We start from the raw sequence: 13,961 nt of genomic DNA on the forward strand, positions 1-13,961 counted from the left end.
GTTGCCGGTCGTTGCATCGGTCAGGGCATCCGTGAGGTTGCCGGTCAGGTCGTCGGTCATCGTTCCTCCGCGGCGCGCAGGTGGTGCAGGGCATAGGTGCGCCAGGGGCGCCAGGTGTCGGGGACGTCAGCGCCGGGCGGCGCGACATCGGGGTCGCCGAGGGCGCGGGCGCGGATCGCCGCAACGGTACGCGCGTCCAGCCCGGGCAGCGCGAGCAGCGCTTCCTGGGCGTCGTCCCGGTCGATGCCCGGGTCCAGCCGGACGGTGCCGTCGGCGAGGGCGCAGGCGAGCGCGCCCAAGGGCCCGGTGGGCTCGGAATCCGCCAGGACGGCCGGCTCGGGGAAGAGGTGGGTGAGGGTGCCGCAGGGCGCGTCGAGGGCCTTGCCGTAGGCGCGGACCAGCCGTTCCGCCTCCGCCCGCCCCACGAGCGCCCGCACCGCCTGTTCCTCCGGGTCGGCGGCCCCCGGCGCACGCAGCCCGGGCCGGACGGCGACCAGCGGGGCGAGCCGCGGATCGGCGCCGAGCCGCTCGTCGACGGCGTACGGGTCGGCGTCGAGGTCGAACAGCCGTCGCAGCCGCTGGACGGCGGTGGTGAGGTCGCGGGGGTCGGTGAGGTGCAGCCGGGCGTCGAGCCAGCCGCCGGGATGGACGGCCGAGGCCCCCCGGCCGGTGTCGCCCGCCCGCTCGTCGACGGCGACGATGCCCGTGCCGTACGGCAGGCGCAGCGTACGGCGGTAGGTGCGCCGGCCGTCCGGCCCGCTCACCTCCTCCACCCCGGCCACGGCCTGCCGTTGCAGCAGATCGAACACGGTGCCCGCGTGGTAGGGGCCCCGGTGGGCGAGCCGCAGCGGGATCCCGGCGGACGGGGTGGCGCCGCGGCGGGCGGCGCGCACGGCGGCCCGCAGTTCGGTGGGGGTCGAGGCGTACACGGCCCGGACGGTGTCGTTGAACTGGCGCACACTGGCGAACCCGGACGCGAAGGCGATCTCGGTGACCGGCAGGGCGGTCGTCTGCAGCAGGACCCGCGCGGTGTGCGCGCGCTGGGCGCGAGCGAGCGCGACCGGTCCCGCGCCGAGCTCGGCGGTGAGCTGTCGCTGCACCTGGCGGGCGCTGTAGCCGAGCCGTACGGCGAGCCCGGCCACGCCCTCCCGGTCGACGACTCCGTCGCCGATCAACCGCATGGCCCGGCCCACGACGTCGGCGCGTACGTTCCACTCCGCCGAGCCCGGCACGGCGTCCGGACGGCACCGCCGACAGGCCCGGAAACCGGAGCCCTGCGCGGCGGCGGCCGTCGCGAAGAAACGCACGTTGTGGCGTTTCGGCGTCACGGCGGGACAGCTGGGCCGGCAGTAGATGCCGGTCGTCTCGACGGCGAAGAAGAACTCGCCGTCGAACCGGGCGTCCCGGCTGCGGACCGCCTCGTAACGGGTGTCCTGGTCCGCCATGAGTCCCGGCATCAGTCCCGGCATCGATCCCGTCATCAGTCCCTTCATGGGCCCCAGTCTTCGCCCGCCGAAGAAACCGTGCTAGCGGAAATCGGACGTGAAGCTGAAGCTGAAGCTGAAGCTGAAGCTGAAGCTGACGCTGGCGCGAGAGCGGGGGCACGGGGGCCGAGGCGGGGGGGGCGAAGGCGAGGCCGACGGTAACGAAGTAACCGGTTACCCCGTTACCGCCGCAAACCGGTTACCCGGTTGCCGCCTCCCTCATGGAAACCGGTTACCGAACTACCCGGCGAATCCCCTACCAGGAAATCCCGCCGCCGCCGGGTTGCCGGGGCGGTGCCGGTCGCCAGGGCCCCCGTCCCCGTTTCGCCTCGCCCGCCGCCCGGCCCTCCGCCTGCTTGCGCTTCCAGTCCTGACGGACGTCGGCGCGCATGCGGGCGTCGGACTTGGCGACGATCCACTGCTTCTCCCGGACGAGCTTGCGGTAGCTCTCCAGTCGTCGCAGGGGCAGTTCCCCGTCCTCGACGGCCGCCAGCACCGCGCACCCCGGCTCGGACTCGTGCGCACAGTCGTGGAACCGGCAGTCCCGGGCGAACTCCTCGATCTCCGAGAAGACCTGTCCGACCCCGCCGCCGGCGTCCCAGAGGCCGACGCCGCGCAGCCCGGGCGTGTCGATGAGAACGCCTCCGCCGGGCAGGGTCAGCAGGTTGCGGGTCGTGGTGGTGTGCCGCCCCTTGCCGTCCATGTCACGGGTGGCCTGCACGCCCATCACGTCCTCGCCGACGAGCGCGTTCGCGAGCGTCGACTTGCCCGCGCCGGACGCGCCGAGGAGCACGGAGGTACCGCGCCCGAGGAGCGCGGCGAGTTCCTCGACCCCATCGCGTTCGCCCTCTCGAGCGCACACGGTGAGCACGGGCACGCCGGGTGCGCTGGTCGCGACGTCCTCGACGAGGTAGGACAGCGCGACCGGGTCGGGCACCAGGTCGGCCTTGGTGAGCACGACGACGGGCTGGGCCCCGGACTCCCAGGCCAGGGCGAGAAAGCGTTCGACACGGCCGAGGTCGAGTTCGACGGCCAGGGACATCGCGACCACGGCGTGATCGACGTTGGCGGCGAGGATCTGTCCCTCGGACCGCTTGGAGGAGGTGGAGCGGACGAACGCGGTACGGCGCGGCAGAAGACTCCGCACGTATCGCGGGTCGGCGCTCTCGGGGTCGACGGCGACCCAGTCCCCCGTGCACACGACCTTCATCGGGTCACGGGGCACGACGAACTCGGTGTCGGCCCGCACGATGCCGGCCTCCGTGACGACGTCACACAGGCCGCGGTCGACGCGGATGACACGACCGGGCAGGAGACCCCGCTCGGCAAAGGGAGCGAAATCGGTTTCCCAACCCTCGTCCCAGCCATAGGCGGCGAGAGGGTGCGACGAAACCGAAGAGGAGGAGAAAGACGAGGAAGAGGACGAGAAAGACAAGGAAAACCCTTCACAGGGGGCAGCCCGGCCATTGCTCACGTAGTCAAAACACGCGCATGTGCAAGATGCCCGAAAGCGTTTGCGTACGCGCAGCGGAAGAAGTGGTCAGCCGGAGACCGCGGAAATGGAGTGAACGAACGTCTGGTCGCTGCGCACAGCGCCCCTCATGGCGACAGTCATCGGTCACACCTCCCGTTCCTCATACGACTGACAGCGGCGGCCGTCGGCCCCGCTCAAGACTCACTCAGAGTACGGACGCCCGAAGCCGGATGCCACCCAATTCCGGCTCTTGGAAGGACTAGATGCGCGCCCAGGAGGCGCAGGCGAGGGCACAGGCGAACGCGAAGGCGACGGGGAGACGGAAGAGCGGAGCGGTAGAAACAACGGAGCAGCGGAAGACATCGGGCCGACACCGGTCGACCCTGCCTCCCGCGCCTCCGCGGCTTCTTCCGTCCGCGTCCGGTTTCAGCTTCCGTTGCTCAAGAGGCCGTGCACGGCTGACCGTTGAGGGTGAACCCGTCCGGTTCGGAGTTCTTGGTCTGCCAGGAGGCGAGGAAGCCGAAGGAAAGGGTGCCGTTGGCCGCGACGGACCTGTTGTAGTCGGCGGAGGTCGCGGTGACACGGGAGCCGTTCTGGGCAAGGCTCGCGTCCCACATCTGGTCGACCCGCTGACCGTCGTGGAAGGACCAGGCCACGCGCCAGACGTCGAGGGCCTCCACGGTGGTGACGGTGACGGTCGCCTGGAAGCCGTCCGGCCACTGGTTGACGAGGTCGTACTGGACCTCGCAGGCCGCCCCGTCCCCGCTGCTGCCACCGGTTCCGGCGCCGGTGCCGGCGGTGGCGGAGGAGGTGCCCTGGGGCTCGGGATCGGGCTTGCCGGAGTCGGCGTTGCCGGTCGACGACGGTGTGCCGCTGGCGGAGGGCCGCGGCTCGGACGAGGACGGCGTGGCCGAGACGGAGGCGGAGGGAGCGGCGGTCGGCAGGGAGACGCCGGGGCCGGCCACCGGGCTGCTGTCCGTGGGACCGCTCTGGGCCACGATGTCGCCGCTGCTGCCACCGGGCATCATCGAGACGGCGAGCGCCAGCCCGGAGACGAGGACGGCAGCGACGAGAAGTCCGTTGCGCAGCGCCCGTGCCCGGCCGGCGGCGGCATGCGCGGCCGCACCCTCGGGGTCCGGCGCGTCGGGGCGTCCGGCGCCGAGGCGCACCTCGGCGGCCCGGCGACGGCGTTCGAGGTAGGCGAGGCCGCCCCAGCCGATCACGCCCTGGGCGAGCGCTGCGGGCAGCCCGCCCCCGTGCAGCCGCAGACAGGCGGCCGCCTCCGCGCACTCCACGCAGGTGGCGAGATGCCGGGAGAGGTCGGCGGGCGTGTCGGCGGCGGGCGAGCGGGTGACGGCGTCCAGGAGTCGGACGTAGCTGCGGCACTCCGCGTCCATCGGCGTGTCGAGATGGTTACGGTGGCAGCGGTCCCGGAACAGGCCGCGGACCTGGTTCAGCTCCTCCACCGCGGCGGTCGGGTCCAGGCCCTGTCGGCGGACGACGGCGTGCAGCGGCAACGCCTCCACCTCCGCCAGCCACAGCAGGGCGGCGTCCGGTTCCTGCATGTCGCGCAGGCCGCGCAGGGCGATGGGACGGCTCAGCGGCGGTCCGACGTACCGTGCGGCCTTGCCGGAGTTGAGCCACAGGCGCAGATCGGGGTCGAGTCGATGGCCATGTCCCTGGGCCTCCCAGGCGGCCGCCGTGCTGCGTACGGCGGTCAGCAGTAGGGGGATCCGGGGCAGCCGGGACGAGCGACGGCCGGCGTCGCGCGCGGTATTGTCCTCGGCGGCGCGGGCCTCGCGTATGCCGAACGCGAATGCCTCACGAGCCAGTTGGTTCGCCGCGGTCGAGCCGGACGTGCACAGGTCGGCGTACGACAGGACGGCGTCCCAGCACTCGGAGAACAGCGCGGCCTCGGCGGCGTCCTTCGGGGTCGGCAGGTCGGGCATGGGTCTCCTGCATCCACAAGCGAGGTCAACTCACCATGACGGCAATGGAGTTGGGGGGAACCTCGCGGCAGGGGCAGAGCTTTTCACGTTTCCAACACAACTGACAAGCGCCCTGTTCAGATGTCATGTCAAGACGGCAGGACAGGACAGCAGAACAGAACGAAGGGGCGGCCGCGCCCAGTACTCCGGCCTCCTGTACGGACGCGGACCGCCCTGCGCTCAACGTCGGCACCGTGTTTCGACACCGGTTTCGGGAACGTTCGCGGAGGCGGCTTCCGACACTCGTTTCGACACCGGTTTCAGGAACGGTTTCGACACCCGTTTCCTCACCGTTTCGGATGCAACGTCCGACACCGCTTTCGGAAACTCGAGGGGATCGAGGAACTCCGGGACCACACGGTCGCCGCCGCTTCCTGGACCACACCGGTCGCCGCCTCCTCCGCGACTACACGGTCGCCGCGTCCTGTGCCGGAAGGCTGTCCATGAAGGAGCTCACGGAGAACACCGCGCGGCCGGGTCCGGGCGGGCCGTAGCCGGGCGGCGAGGCGAGCCCGAACTCGTCCATCGTGGCGCGGTAGGCCTCCAGCAGCCGGATGTGGTACTCCAGCGGCGCGCCCTGCGGGTTGGCCTTGCCGAGCGGGGTCGTGGGCTCCGGGCACCAGGTGGTGAAACGGGGCGTGATGCCCTGCGACATGAAGAAACGCAGGCCCTCCGTGGTGGAGGCGATGGCCTCGTCGACGGTCGTGAAGCCGAACGGCTCGGCCATCTCCACCCCCGCGACGAAGTTGGGGATGACATTGCGCGCGCCGAAGATCTCCGCCGAGTCGAGGATCCGCTTGTGCCACTCGTCGCGGCCGACGTAGCGCTCCTTGCCCGGGCAGTACAGCTCGAACAGCCGGCGGTCCCACACCTCGTAGTTGGGGTGGTAGATCTGCACCCCGTAGTCCTTGAACCGCTGCACGTCGTCACGGGGCAGCGCCTGGGCGACGACCTTGCCGATCCAGCGGCCCGGGAAGCGCTCCTCGATGGCCTTGGCGTAGTGGCCGTAGAAGTCGGCCTCGTCGCGTCCGGCGACGGTCTTGGTGATCGCGCCGCCGGTGAGGGTGTAGGCGGTGGACGCCCGCTGGGTGTCGTACCGGTCGATGATCTCCAGCGCTTCGAGGACCTCTTCGACGTCCTTCACTCCCGTGTACGGACGGCCTGCCGCCTTGTGCTGGCGCCAGTTGTGGTTGATGTCGCAGTACTGGCACTCCTCCTTGGCACCGAAGTACTGACACACCCGGAAAACGGTCAGATAGATGAGATAGCCCCACTGGATGGTGGGGGCGACCTCCATGACGGACTTCCCGTTGGAAAGCTTGTGCCGGTAGTACTCCGGCATCGGCGGCACGCCGACGTCGGCGATGCGCTTTCCGTCGAGATAGAGCCCGAGCAGGCCGTCGCCGTCCGCCGCGACCCGATACGGCGACGACGGGTTCACCCGGACCGAGACGACCGTGCGCCGCAGGTCGTACGGGCCGCCCGTGAGGATGATCTCCTCCGGCGGGCGACGCAACGCGGCCTCGCCGAGTTCGGGCAGGGTGCCGTGGTCGAAGGAGAAGATGAAGTACGACTTCGGTTTCACCTCGCCCGACTCGTTGTCGCTGAGGGCGGAGGGGTCGAAGGCCACACCTCCACGCAGCAGGTCCTCCTTGAAGACTGCTTCCCGCGGAACATGCGGAAACCGCTCCATCAGATCCTCGACCAGCGCGGTGCGGCTGCCCATCCGTCTCTCCTCCCGGCTCTGGCCTCCCGGCTCAGGCATACGACTCCTCACGGTATGCCCCCGGCGGCACGGCCGTCGTACCGGGGCCCGGTCCGCGTGGCGACGGGGCGGGAGGGCTTTTCGGTGCTCCCGAGCTTGTGGAGGCACTCGACAGACAGGCCCAGGAGCAGGGCGACGTCCGGGGGCACTGTGGGTGATCGAGGACGCCCGGCAGCAGTTGCCCGGACCGTCCGAGGCGCAGGCACAGGCGCAGGGGTTCGGCCAGCCGCTGCGCGTGCTCACCGGTGTGCTGACCACGCTCCTGCAGATACCGGGGGCTACGGCAGGCGCGCAGTGGGCAGGCGTCGGGTCCCTTCTCCGGCAGTTGCCGCAGGCGGGGCGCTATCTGGGCCGGAGCGATCCGAAGGCGGCGGGCAGCCCGCGGGACGGGCAGGTGCGTGAACGCGTGCTGCGGGCGGCGGACAGGGCAGCCGCACGTGGCGGTCGCCCGTGGCGGTCGCCGACATCGACTGGATCCTGGCGACGAACGGTTACGAGGCCGGGCCGGACCAACCGGACACCCTGCCGGCCTGCGAAAAACTTGACCTGGTGGATCACGGAAGGCCGCGTCGCCGCACTCCGCCCCGCCCGCCCCGCCCCGACCCGCCGCCGAAGGACGACGCCCGACAGCAGCGCGCATCGGCTTCGCGCGAGTTCACGGATTCCAGCGGCAGCTTCCCCGTTTCCGATTCCTCGGGAAAGATCGGCGCTATGACCGAAACCGTTTCCAACTGGGCCGGCAACATCATCTTCGCCGCCAAGGAGCTGCACCGCCCCCGCTCCCTCGACGCGCTCCGCTCGCTGGTGGCGGCAAGCGGGCGGGTGCGGGTGCTGGGCAGTGGGCACTCGTTCAACGAGATCGCCGAGCCCGGCGCCGACGGGGTACTGGTGTCGCTCGACGCCCTGAGCGGTGACGTCGGCGTCGAGGTCGACACCGCGGCCCGGACCGTGCGGGTCGGCGGCGGGATCCGGTATGCGGAGCTGGCGCGCCGGGTGCACGAGCACGGGCTGGCGCTGCCGAACATGGCCTCCCTGCCGCACATCTCGGTCGCCGGGTCGGTGGCGACCGGCACACACGGCTCGGGAGTCGGGAACGGCTCGCTCGCCTCCGCCGTACGGGAGGTGGAGATCGTCACCGCCGACGGCTCCACCGTCGTCATCGGGCGCGGCGACCGGCGGTTCGGCGGGGCCGTCACCTCGCTGGGCGCCCTCGGCGTCGTCACCGCACTCGTCCTCGACCTGGAGCCCGGCTACGAGGTCGAGCAGCATGTGTTCACCGAACTGCCGCTGGACGGGCTGGACTTCGAGACCGTGGCCGCGGCTGCGTACAGCGTCAGCCTGTTCACCGACTGGGGTGCGCCCGGCTTCCGGCAGGTGTGGCTGAAGCGGCGCACGGACGAGCCCCTCGTCGACTTCCCGTGGGCCACACCCGCCGTGGAGGCCCAGCATCCGGTGCCGGGGATGCCTGCGGTCAACTGCACCGCGCAGTTCGGGGTGCCGGGACCATGGCACGAGCGACTGCCGCACTTCCGGGCCGAGTTCACCCCGAGCAGCGGGAACGAACTGCAGAGCGAGTACCTGCTGCCGCGTCGGCACGCCACCGAGGCGCTGTATGCAATCGACGGTATCCGGCAGACAGTCGCCCGCGTACTGCAGATCTGCGAAGTGCGGACCGTGGCCGCAGACGAGCAGTGGCTGAGCCCCTCCTACGGGCGGGACACCGTGGCGTTCCACTTCACCTGGGTCGAGGACACGACCGCCGTGCTGCCGACCGTACGGGCGGTGGAAGCTGCGCTGGAGCCGTTCGAGCCGAGGCCGCACTGGGGCAAGGTCTTCGAGATGCCGGCCGGCGTGGTGCGCACGCGATACCCCCGGATCGACGATTTCACGGCCCTGGCGCGGGTGCTGGATCCCGCCGGGAAGTTCACCAACGCCTTCGTGCAGGATGTCCTGGAGAGCTGACTTCGGACCGATTTCCCTCCACTTCGGCTCGACTTTCGCCCGACTTTATAAAGCCCCTTTCCTAACCCCTTGTCGAACCGTGTGGCACGCCATAACCTGACGCGGCGCCGGTGCCGTCGCAGAGCGGGCCCGCCCGGCACGGAAGCGACGGAAGGGATGAGGGGGCACGCTCCATGAAACGCGGCACATCACGCGACATCCGCACCGCGAACCGCTACGAGGTGCTGCGTCAGATCATCGCCGCCTCGCCCACCTCCCGGCAGGAGCTGGCGGCGGCAACCGGTCTCTCGCTCGCCACCGTCGCCACCCTCGTCGGTGAGCTGCTCGACCTCCGCATGATCACCGAGGTCGGGTTCGAGGACTCGGCGGGTGGCCGCCCCCGGGGCCTCGTGGCCGTCAACGCGTCGGGGGGCGCGTTGATCGGCGTGGACATCGCGGAAACATACGTCCATGTCGAGCTGTTCGATCTGGCGCTGAACGTGCTGGCGCGCGCCGAGGAGAACATGCGGCCCGGTGAGAGCCGTCCGGAGCAGGTGGTCGCCCATGTCGCCGCGGCCGCCGGTTCGGTGGTCGCGCAGGCCGGGGTCGAGGCCGCCCGGGTACTGGGCGTCGGGGTGAGCGTGCCGGGACAGGTGGACCGCGCCACGGGCATCTCCGAGTACGCGCCCAACTGGGACTGGCACGACGTGCCGTTGCTCGACCTGCTCTCCGAACACATCGCGTATCCGCTGTACTTGGACAACCCGCTGCGCGCCGGCGCGGTCGCCGAGCTGTGGTTCGGGGCGGCGCGCGGGCACGGGGACGCCGTGGTGGTCAACCTCGGGACCGGCGTCGGCGCCGGGCTGGTGCTGGGCGGCGGACTGCACCGGGGAGTCAGCAACAGCGCCGGCGAGTGGGGACACACCACGCTCGTGCTCGACGGCCGACTGTGCCGCTGCGGCAACCACGGCTGCGTGGAGACGTACGTCGGGGCACCCGGCATCATGCAGAACCTGCGTGAACTCAGCCCGCAGAGCCCGCTGTTGCACCCCGATGACCAGACGGCCACGATCGACGCCCTGGCCGCCGGGGTCGCCGCCGACGAACCGGTGGCCGTCAAGGTGGTACGGGACACGGCCCGTTACCTCGGCGCCGGCATCGCCAACCTGGTCAACGTGCTCAACCCCGAGGTGGTCGTACTGAGCAGCTGGGTCGCGGCCCGGCTCGGCGAACCCCTCCTCGAGGAGGTGCGCGAGGCTGTCGCCCGGCACGCGTTGAAACGGCCGCTGGCCGCCAACCGGATCGTTCTCTCCACGATCCCCACCGACCCGGCCTGTCTGGGTGCGGCGACGTTCGCGCTCGAAGGGGCGCTGCAGTCCGTCGGGCAGCGGAACGCGAAACGCAGCGTCCCCGCGCGTGTGAGGAGCCGTACCGCACCGCCCTCATGACCCGGCGAGCCGCACCGCCCTCACGACATCCGGAAAGGAGGCAGTTTTGACGCGCACCGACAGGCACGACACATCCGTCCGCGCGGGCACCGCAGGCACCGAAGCCGACGTGGCCGGCTTAACCCCGGTGGCCGTCGTAACCGCTTACGCGATCGTCGGCAACGGATGTTTCACAGCCGGGAGTTCGCGTCGCTCCACGGCGCCCGGATCCACCGGTGACACCGCCGGTGACGCCACCGGTGAATCCGCTCAGCGCCGACCGCTGAGCGTCGACGGCCGGATCGTCGGCGCCGTGCTGGGCATGCGCCCCGACGCCGCCGGCCACGCGTCCTCCGACGCCGCGCCGGGCGCCACCGTCCACGGCTCGAAAGCGATCCCCCACAACTGCGCCGCCGAGGCCGAAACGGCCCGGGCCAGGCAATAGCCGTCCAGGGTTCACCCCTTGGACCGAGGGCCGCCGGCCCCTGACACCGGCGGCCCTCAACCCCCCTTCGACGCAGCAGCGTCGCCCCCTCCATGACCGCTCTGCGCCCACGCCGCCACCCGGTCCGTTCGTCATTCCGAACCGATCACAACGCTTCGAACAGGCTTCGTCCAACCCCTTGCCGAAGCCTTAGCCGAAGGTTAACGTCCCGCTCCGCAGCGCCATTTGAGCCACCGGGCGCTGAAGTGCTTGAGCCGCAGCCGTACTCGAGACAAGGACGTCACCATGTCGGCACTGAGCAACAACAACTGGTCCCGCCGATCCCTCTTCCGCGCCGCCGCGGGCATGGCCGCGGCCGGCACCCTCGCCGCATGCGGCGGCAACAACGGGAGAAGCAGCGGCGGTTCGGGCAGCAACCTCGTCCAGTACTTCCACGCCTACGGCGAGGCGGGCACCGAGCAGGCCATCAAGCGGTACGCGAAGGCCTACAAGGACGCGAGCGTCACCACGCAGTGGATCACCGGCTCGAACTTCGAGAGCAAGCTGTTCGCGTCACTGCTCACCGACAACGCGCCCGACCTGTTCGAGTTCCACCCGCAGATCCAGCTCGTCAAGAGCGGCCAGGTGGCGGACCTGACGGACATCATCGAGCCGGTCAAGGACGACTTCAACCAGGCCGACATCCAGTCGCACACGGTGGACGGCAAGATCTACGGCATCCGGATGATCGACGACCCTCAGTTCTTCTTCTACCGCAAGTCGTTGCTGGAGAAGGCGGGCGTCGAGCCGCCGCAGACCCTCGACGAGCTGATCGAGGCCGCCGCGAAGCTCACCACGGACAAGGTCAAGGGCGTCTACCTCGGAAACACGCTGCAAGCGGTCATCCGCCCGATGATCTGGGCGGCCGGCGCCGACACCCTCGACGACAACAACAAGCCCGCCTACCACACGGACGGCGTCGTCGGCGGCCTCAAGCAGATGCGCAAGCTGTTCACCAGCGGCGACCTGCTCCTCGACGCCCCGGCCGACTACTGGGACCCGTCCGCCCTCGTCCAGGGCCTCACCGCCATCCAGTTCTGCGGCATGTGGGCGATGCCCGCCATGCAGAAGGCACTCGGCGACGACCTCGGCATCTTCGCCTTCCCGAAGGTCGGCGACGCGGGCAAGCCCTCGGTCTACAACGGCGGTTGGTCGATGTTCGTCAACGCCAAGAGCGACAAGGTCGACGAGGCCAAGGCGTACGTGAAGTGGCTGTGGATCGACCAGAAGGAGTACCAGGAGGACTGGGCCCTCTCCTACGGTTTCCACGTCCCGCCGCGCACCTCGATCGCCGCGTCCGCCGAGAAGCTCAAGTCCGGCCTGCCGGCCGAGGGCGTCAAGCTCTTCACCGACTACGGGCACTTCGACAAGATCGGCTGGACCCAGGCCATGATCAAGGCCACGGAGGACGTCTTCGCCGACACCGTCCGCAAGGACGGTGACCCCGAGGCCGCACTCGACAAGTGCGACAAGACGGTCGACGCCGAGCTCAAGAAGCTGTTCGGATAGGCCGGCGGACGGACCTCGACATGTCGACGACCACCAAGCTCGACCTCGAGCACCCCGCCCCGGTCAAGGCCTCCAAGGCCAGGCCGAGGCGGGGGCTGCGGGGCAGCCCCACGTTCAACTTCTGGCTCTTCACCGGGCCGTTCCTCATCGGCCTGCTGATCTTCGTCTACGTCCCGATCGGCTGGAGCCTGTGGCTCAGCTTCTTCGAGGCCCGCTTCACCGTCACGCCCAGCACGTTCGTCGGGTTCGACAACTACCGGTTCATGCTGGAGAACGACAACTTCACCGGCGCTCTGGTCACGTTCACCGTCTTCGCCGCGATCATCGTGCCCACCACCTGGGCGCTCTCGCTGGGACTGGCGCTGATGGTGAACCGGCTGCGGTTCATGCGGGCGTTCTTCCGATCGGTCTTCTTCCTCCCGACGGCGTGCAGTTACGTAGCCGCTTCCCTCGTCTGGAAGATGTCGATCTTCAACGGCGTCCGCTTCGGTCTGGCGAACACCGTGATCGGTTGGTTCGGCGTCGACAACATCGCCTGGCTCGCCAACCCCGACCCGCCGTGGTACTGGCTGGTCATCGTCAGCGCGAGGCTGTGGCTGCAGTCCGGTTTCTACATGATTCTCTTCCTGGCCGCACTGCAGAACATCCCGGACGAGCTGTACGAGGCGGCCTCGATCGACGGCGCCAAGCCCGGCTGGCAGACGTTCTGGTACATCACGCTCCCGCAACTGCGGGCGACCTCGACGGCCGTCATCCTGCTGCTGCTGATCGCCGCCTACCAGGCCTTCGACGAGTTCTTCAACCTGCTGTCGAAGACCACCTGGGGACGGCCCCCGCTCGTCGAGCTCTACTACACCGCTCTCGGCGACAACCAGGACTACGGCGCGGGCAGTGCGGGCGCGGTGATCCTGACCCTGCTGATCGTCGTCATCACCCTGTTCCAGGGCAAGATCATGGGATTCGGAAGGGGTGACGAGTCCAAGTGACCACCACCGTCGCCAAGGCGCAGGACGCCGCACCACGGCAGTCGCACACGGCCCGCAGCAGCCGGCGCGGCGGAGTGATGAGCTCCGTCGGCCTGTACATCTCGGTCGGCCTCGCCGCCCTCCTCTTCCTCGTCCCGTTCTACGTCCTGATCCGCAACGCCTTCTCCACGGACCCCGAGATCACCGGAGAGGAGTGGAAGTTCTTCCCCACGGACATCCAGTGGGGCAACATCACCGAGCCCTTCGACGACCCGACGGTCGACTTCGGCCAGTCGATGGTGAACTCGCTGATCGTCGGCGTCCTGCACACCGTCGGCGTCCTGCTGGTGTGCTCGCTGGCCGGCTACGGCCTGGCGCGCATCCCGTTCCGGCACGCCAACAAGGTGTTCTACGCCGTCCTGTTCACCCTGATGGTCCCGACGGCGGTCACGTTCGTGCCCGGCTTCGTGCTGGTGTCGTCCCTCGGCTGGATCGACTCCTACCGCGGTCTGATCATCCCGGGCCTCTTCAGTGGTTTCACCTGCTTCCTGTTCCGGCAGTACTTCTTGGGGTTTCCCAAGGAGCTGGAGGAGGCGGCACGCGTGGACGGACTCGGTTACTGGGGTGCCTACTGGCGGGTCGTCGTGCCGAACTCGCTGAACTTCTTCGCGGCGATCGCCACGATCACGTTCATCAACGGCTGGAACTCCTTCCTCTGGCCCCTGGTCATCGGCCAGGACCCCAGCGCGTGGACGGTGCAGGTCGCGCTGTCGTCGTACATGACCAACCAGACCGTCAACTACCACCTGATCTTCATGGCCACGGCCATATCCATCCTGCCCCTGTTGCTCGTGTTCCTCTTCCTCCAGCGCTGGCTGGTGCAGGGGATCGCACAGACCGGCATCAAGGGCTGAACTAGGAGAC

10 protein-coding genes are annotated in these 13,961 nt (G+C 69.7%); 6 read left to right on the forward strand and 4 right to left on the reverse strand.

Translation table 11 applies throughout. The features are described 5' to 3' along the window. Nucleotides 1-56 precede the first annotated feature (56 nt). From ABZ725_RS21445 to ABZ725_RS21460, 4 genes are all read right to left on the reverse strand, one after another. A complete protein-coding gene (locus ABZ725_RS21445; protein ID WP_358804524.1) occupies nt 57-1,445 on the reverse strand; it encodes an AlkA N-terminal domain-containing protein in 1,389 nt (462 codons plus the stop codon). Between the two features lie 295 nt (nt 1,446-1,740). Then, nucleotides 1,741-2,919: a ribosome small subunit-dependent GTPase A gene (rsgA, locus tag ABZ725_RS21450; RefSeq protein ID WP_358804190.1), complete on the reverse strand. Its 1,179-nt coding sequence runs from the start codon at nt 2,917-2,919 to the stop codon at nt 1,741-1,743. 479 nt (nt 2,920-3,398) lie between these two features. Further along, nucleotides 3,399-4,907, reverse strand: a complete 1,509-nt coding sequence (locus ABZ725_RS21455; protein ID WP_358804191.1) for a cellulose-binding domain-containing protein — start codon at nt 4,905-4,907, stop codon at nt 3,399-3,401. 445 nt (nt 4,908-5,352) lie between these two features. Further along, complete coding sequence (locus ABZ725_RS21460; protein ID WP_358804192.1) at nt 5,353-6,672, reverse strand: radical SAM protein; 1,320 nt, start codon at nt 6,670-6,672, stop codon at nt 5,353-5,355. Between the two features lie 750 nt (nt 6,673-7,422). On the opposite strand from ABZ725_RS21460, the gene ABZ725_RS21465 reads away from it, so the two are divergent. The 6 genes from ABZ725_RS21465 to ABZ725_RS21490 all read left to right on the forward strand — a co-directional run bounded on the left by ABZ725_RS21465 (nt 7,423) and on the right by ABZ725_RS21490 (nt 13,951). Then, entirely contained in the window at nt 7,423-8,673 is a 1,251-nt protein-coding gene (locus tag ABZ725_RS21465; protein WP_358804193.1) for an FAD-binding protein, read from the forward strand. 173 nt (nt 8,674-8,846) lie between these two features. Beyond that, nucleotides 8,847-10,100 (forward strand): ROK family protein, encoded by a 1,254-nt coding sequence (locus ABZ725_RS21470; RefSeq protein ID WP_351909178.1) that lies wholly within the window; start codon nt 8,847-8,849, stop codon nt 10,098-10,100. A 46-nt stretch (nt 10,101-10,146) separates the two neighbouring features. Then, the gene (locus ABZ725_RS21475; RefSeq protein WP_358804194.1) at nt 10,147-10,524 is read left to right on the forward strand and encodes a hypothetical protein; all 378 of its coding nucleotides are present in this window, start codon (nt 10,147-10,149) and stop codon (nt 10,522-10,524) included. Nucleotides 10,525-10,809: 285 nt separating this feature from the next. Beyond that, nucleotides 10,810-12,072: a sugar ABC transporter substrate-binding protein gene (locus ABZ725_RS21480; protein ID WP_358804195.1), complete on the forward strand. Its 1,263-nt coding sequence runs from the start codon at nt 10,810-10,812 to the stop codon at nt 12,070-12,072. Nucleotides 12,073-12,092: 20 nt separating this feature from the next. Further along, nucleotides 12,093-13,058, forward strand: a complete 966-nt coding sequence (locus ABZ725_RS21485; protein WP_358804196.1) for a sugar ABC transporter permease — start codon at nt 12,093-12,095, stop codon at nt 13,056-13,058. A 77-nt stretch (nt 13,059-13,135) separates the two neighbouring features. Beyond that, a complete protein-coding gene (locus tag ABZ725_RS21490) occupies nt 13,136-13,951 on the forward strand; it encodes a carbohydrate ABC transporter permease (protein WP_358804525.1) in 816 nt (271 codons plus the stop codon). Nucleotides 13,952-13,961 lie beyond the last annotated feature (10 nt).

Origin of the sequence: Streptomyces sp. NPDC006872 (genome assembly GCF_040635845.1) — a bacterium.
GTDB lineage: Bacteria > Actinomycetota > Actinomycetes > Streptomycetales > Streptomycetaceae > Streptomyces.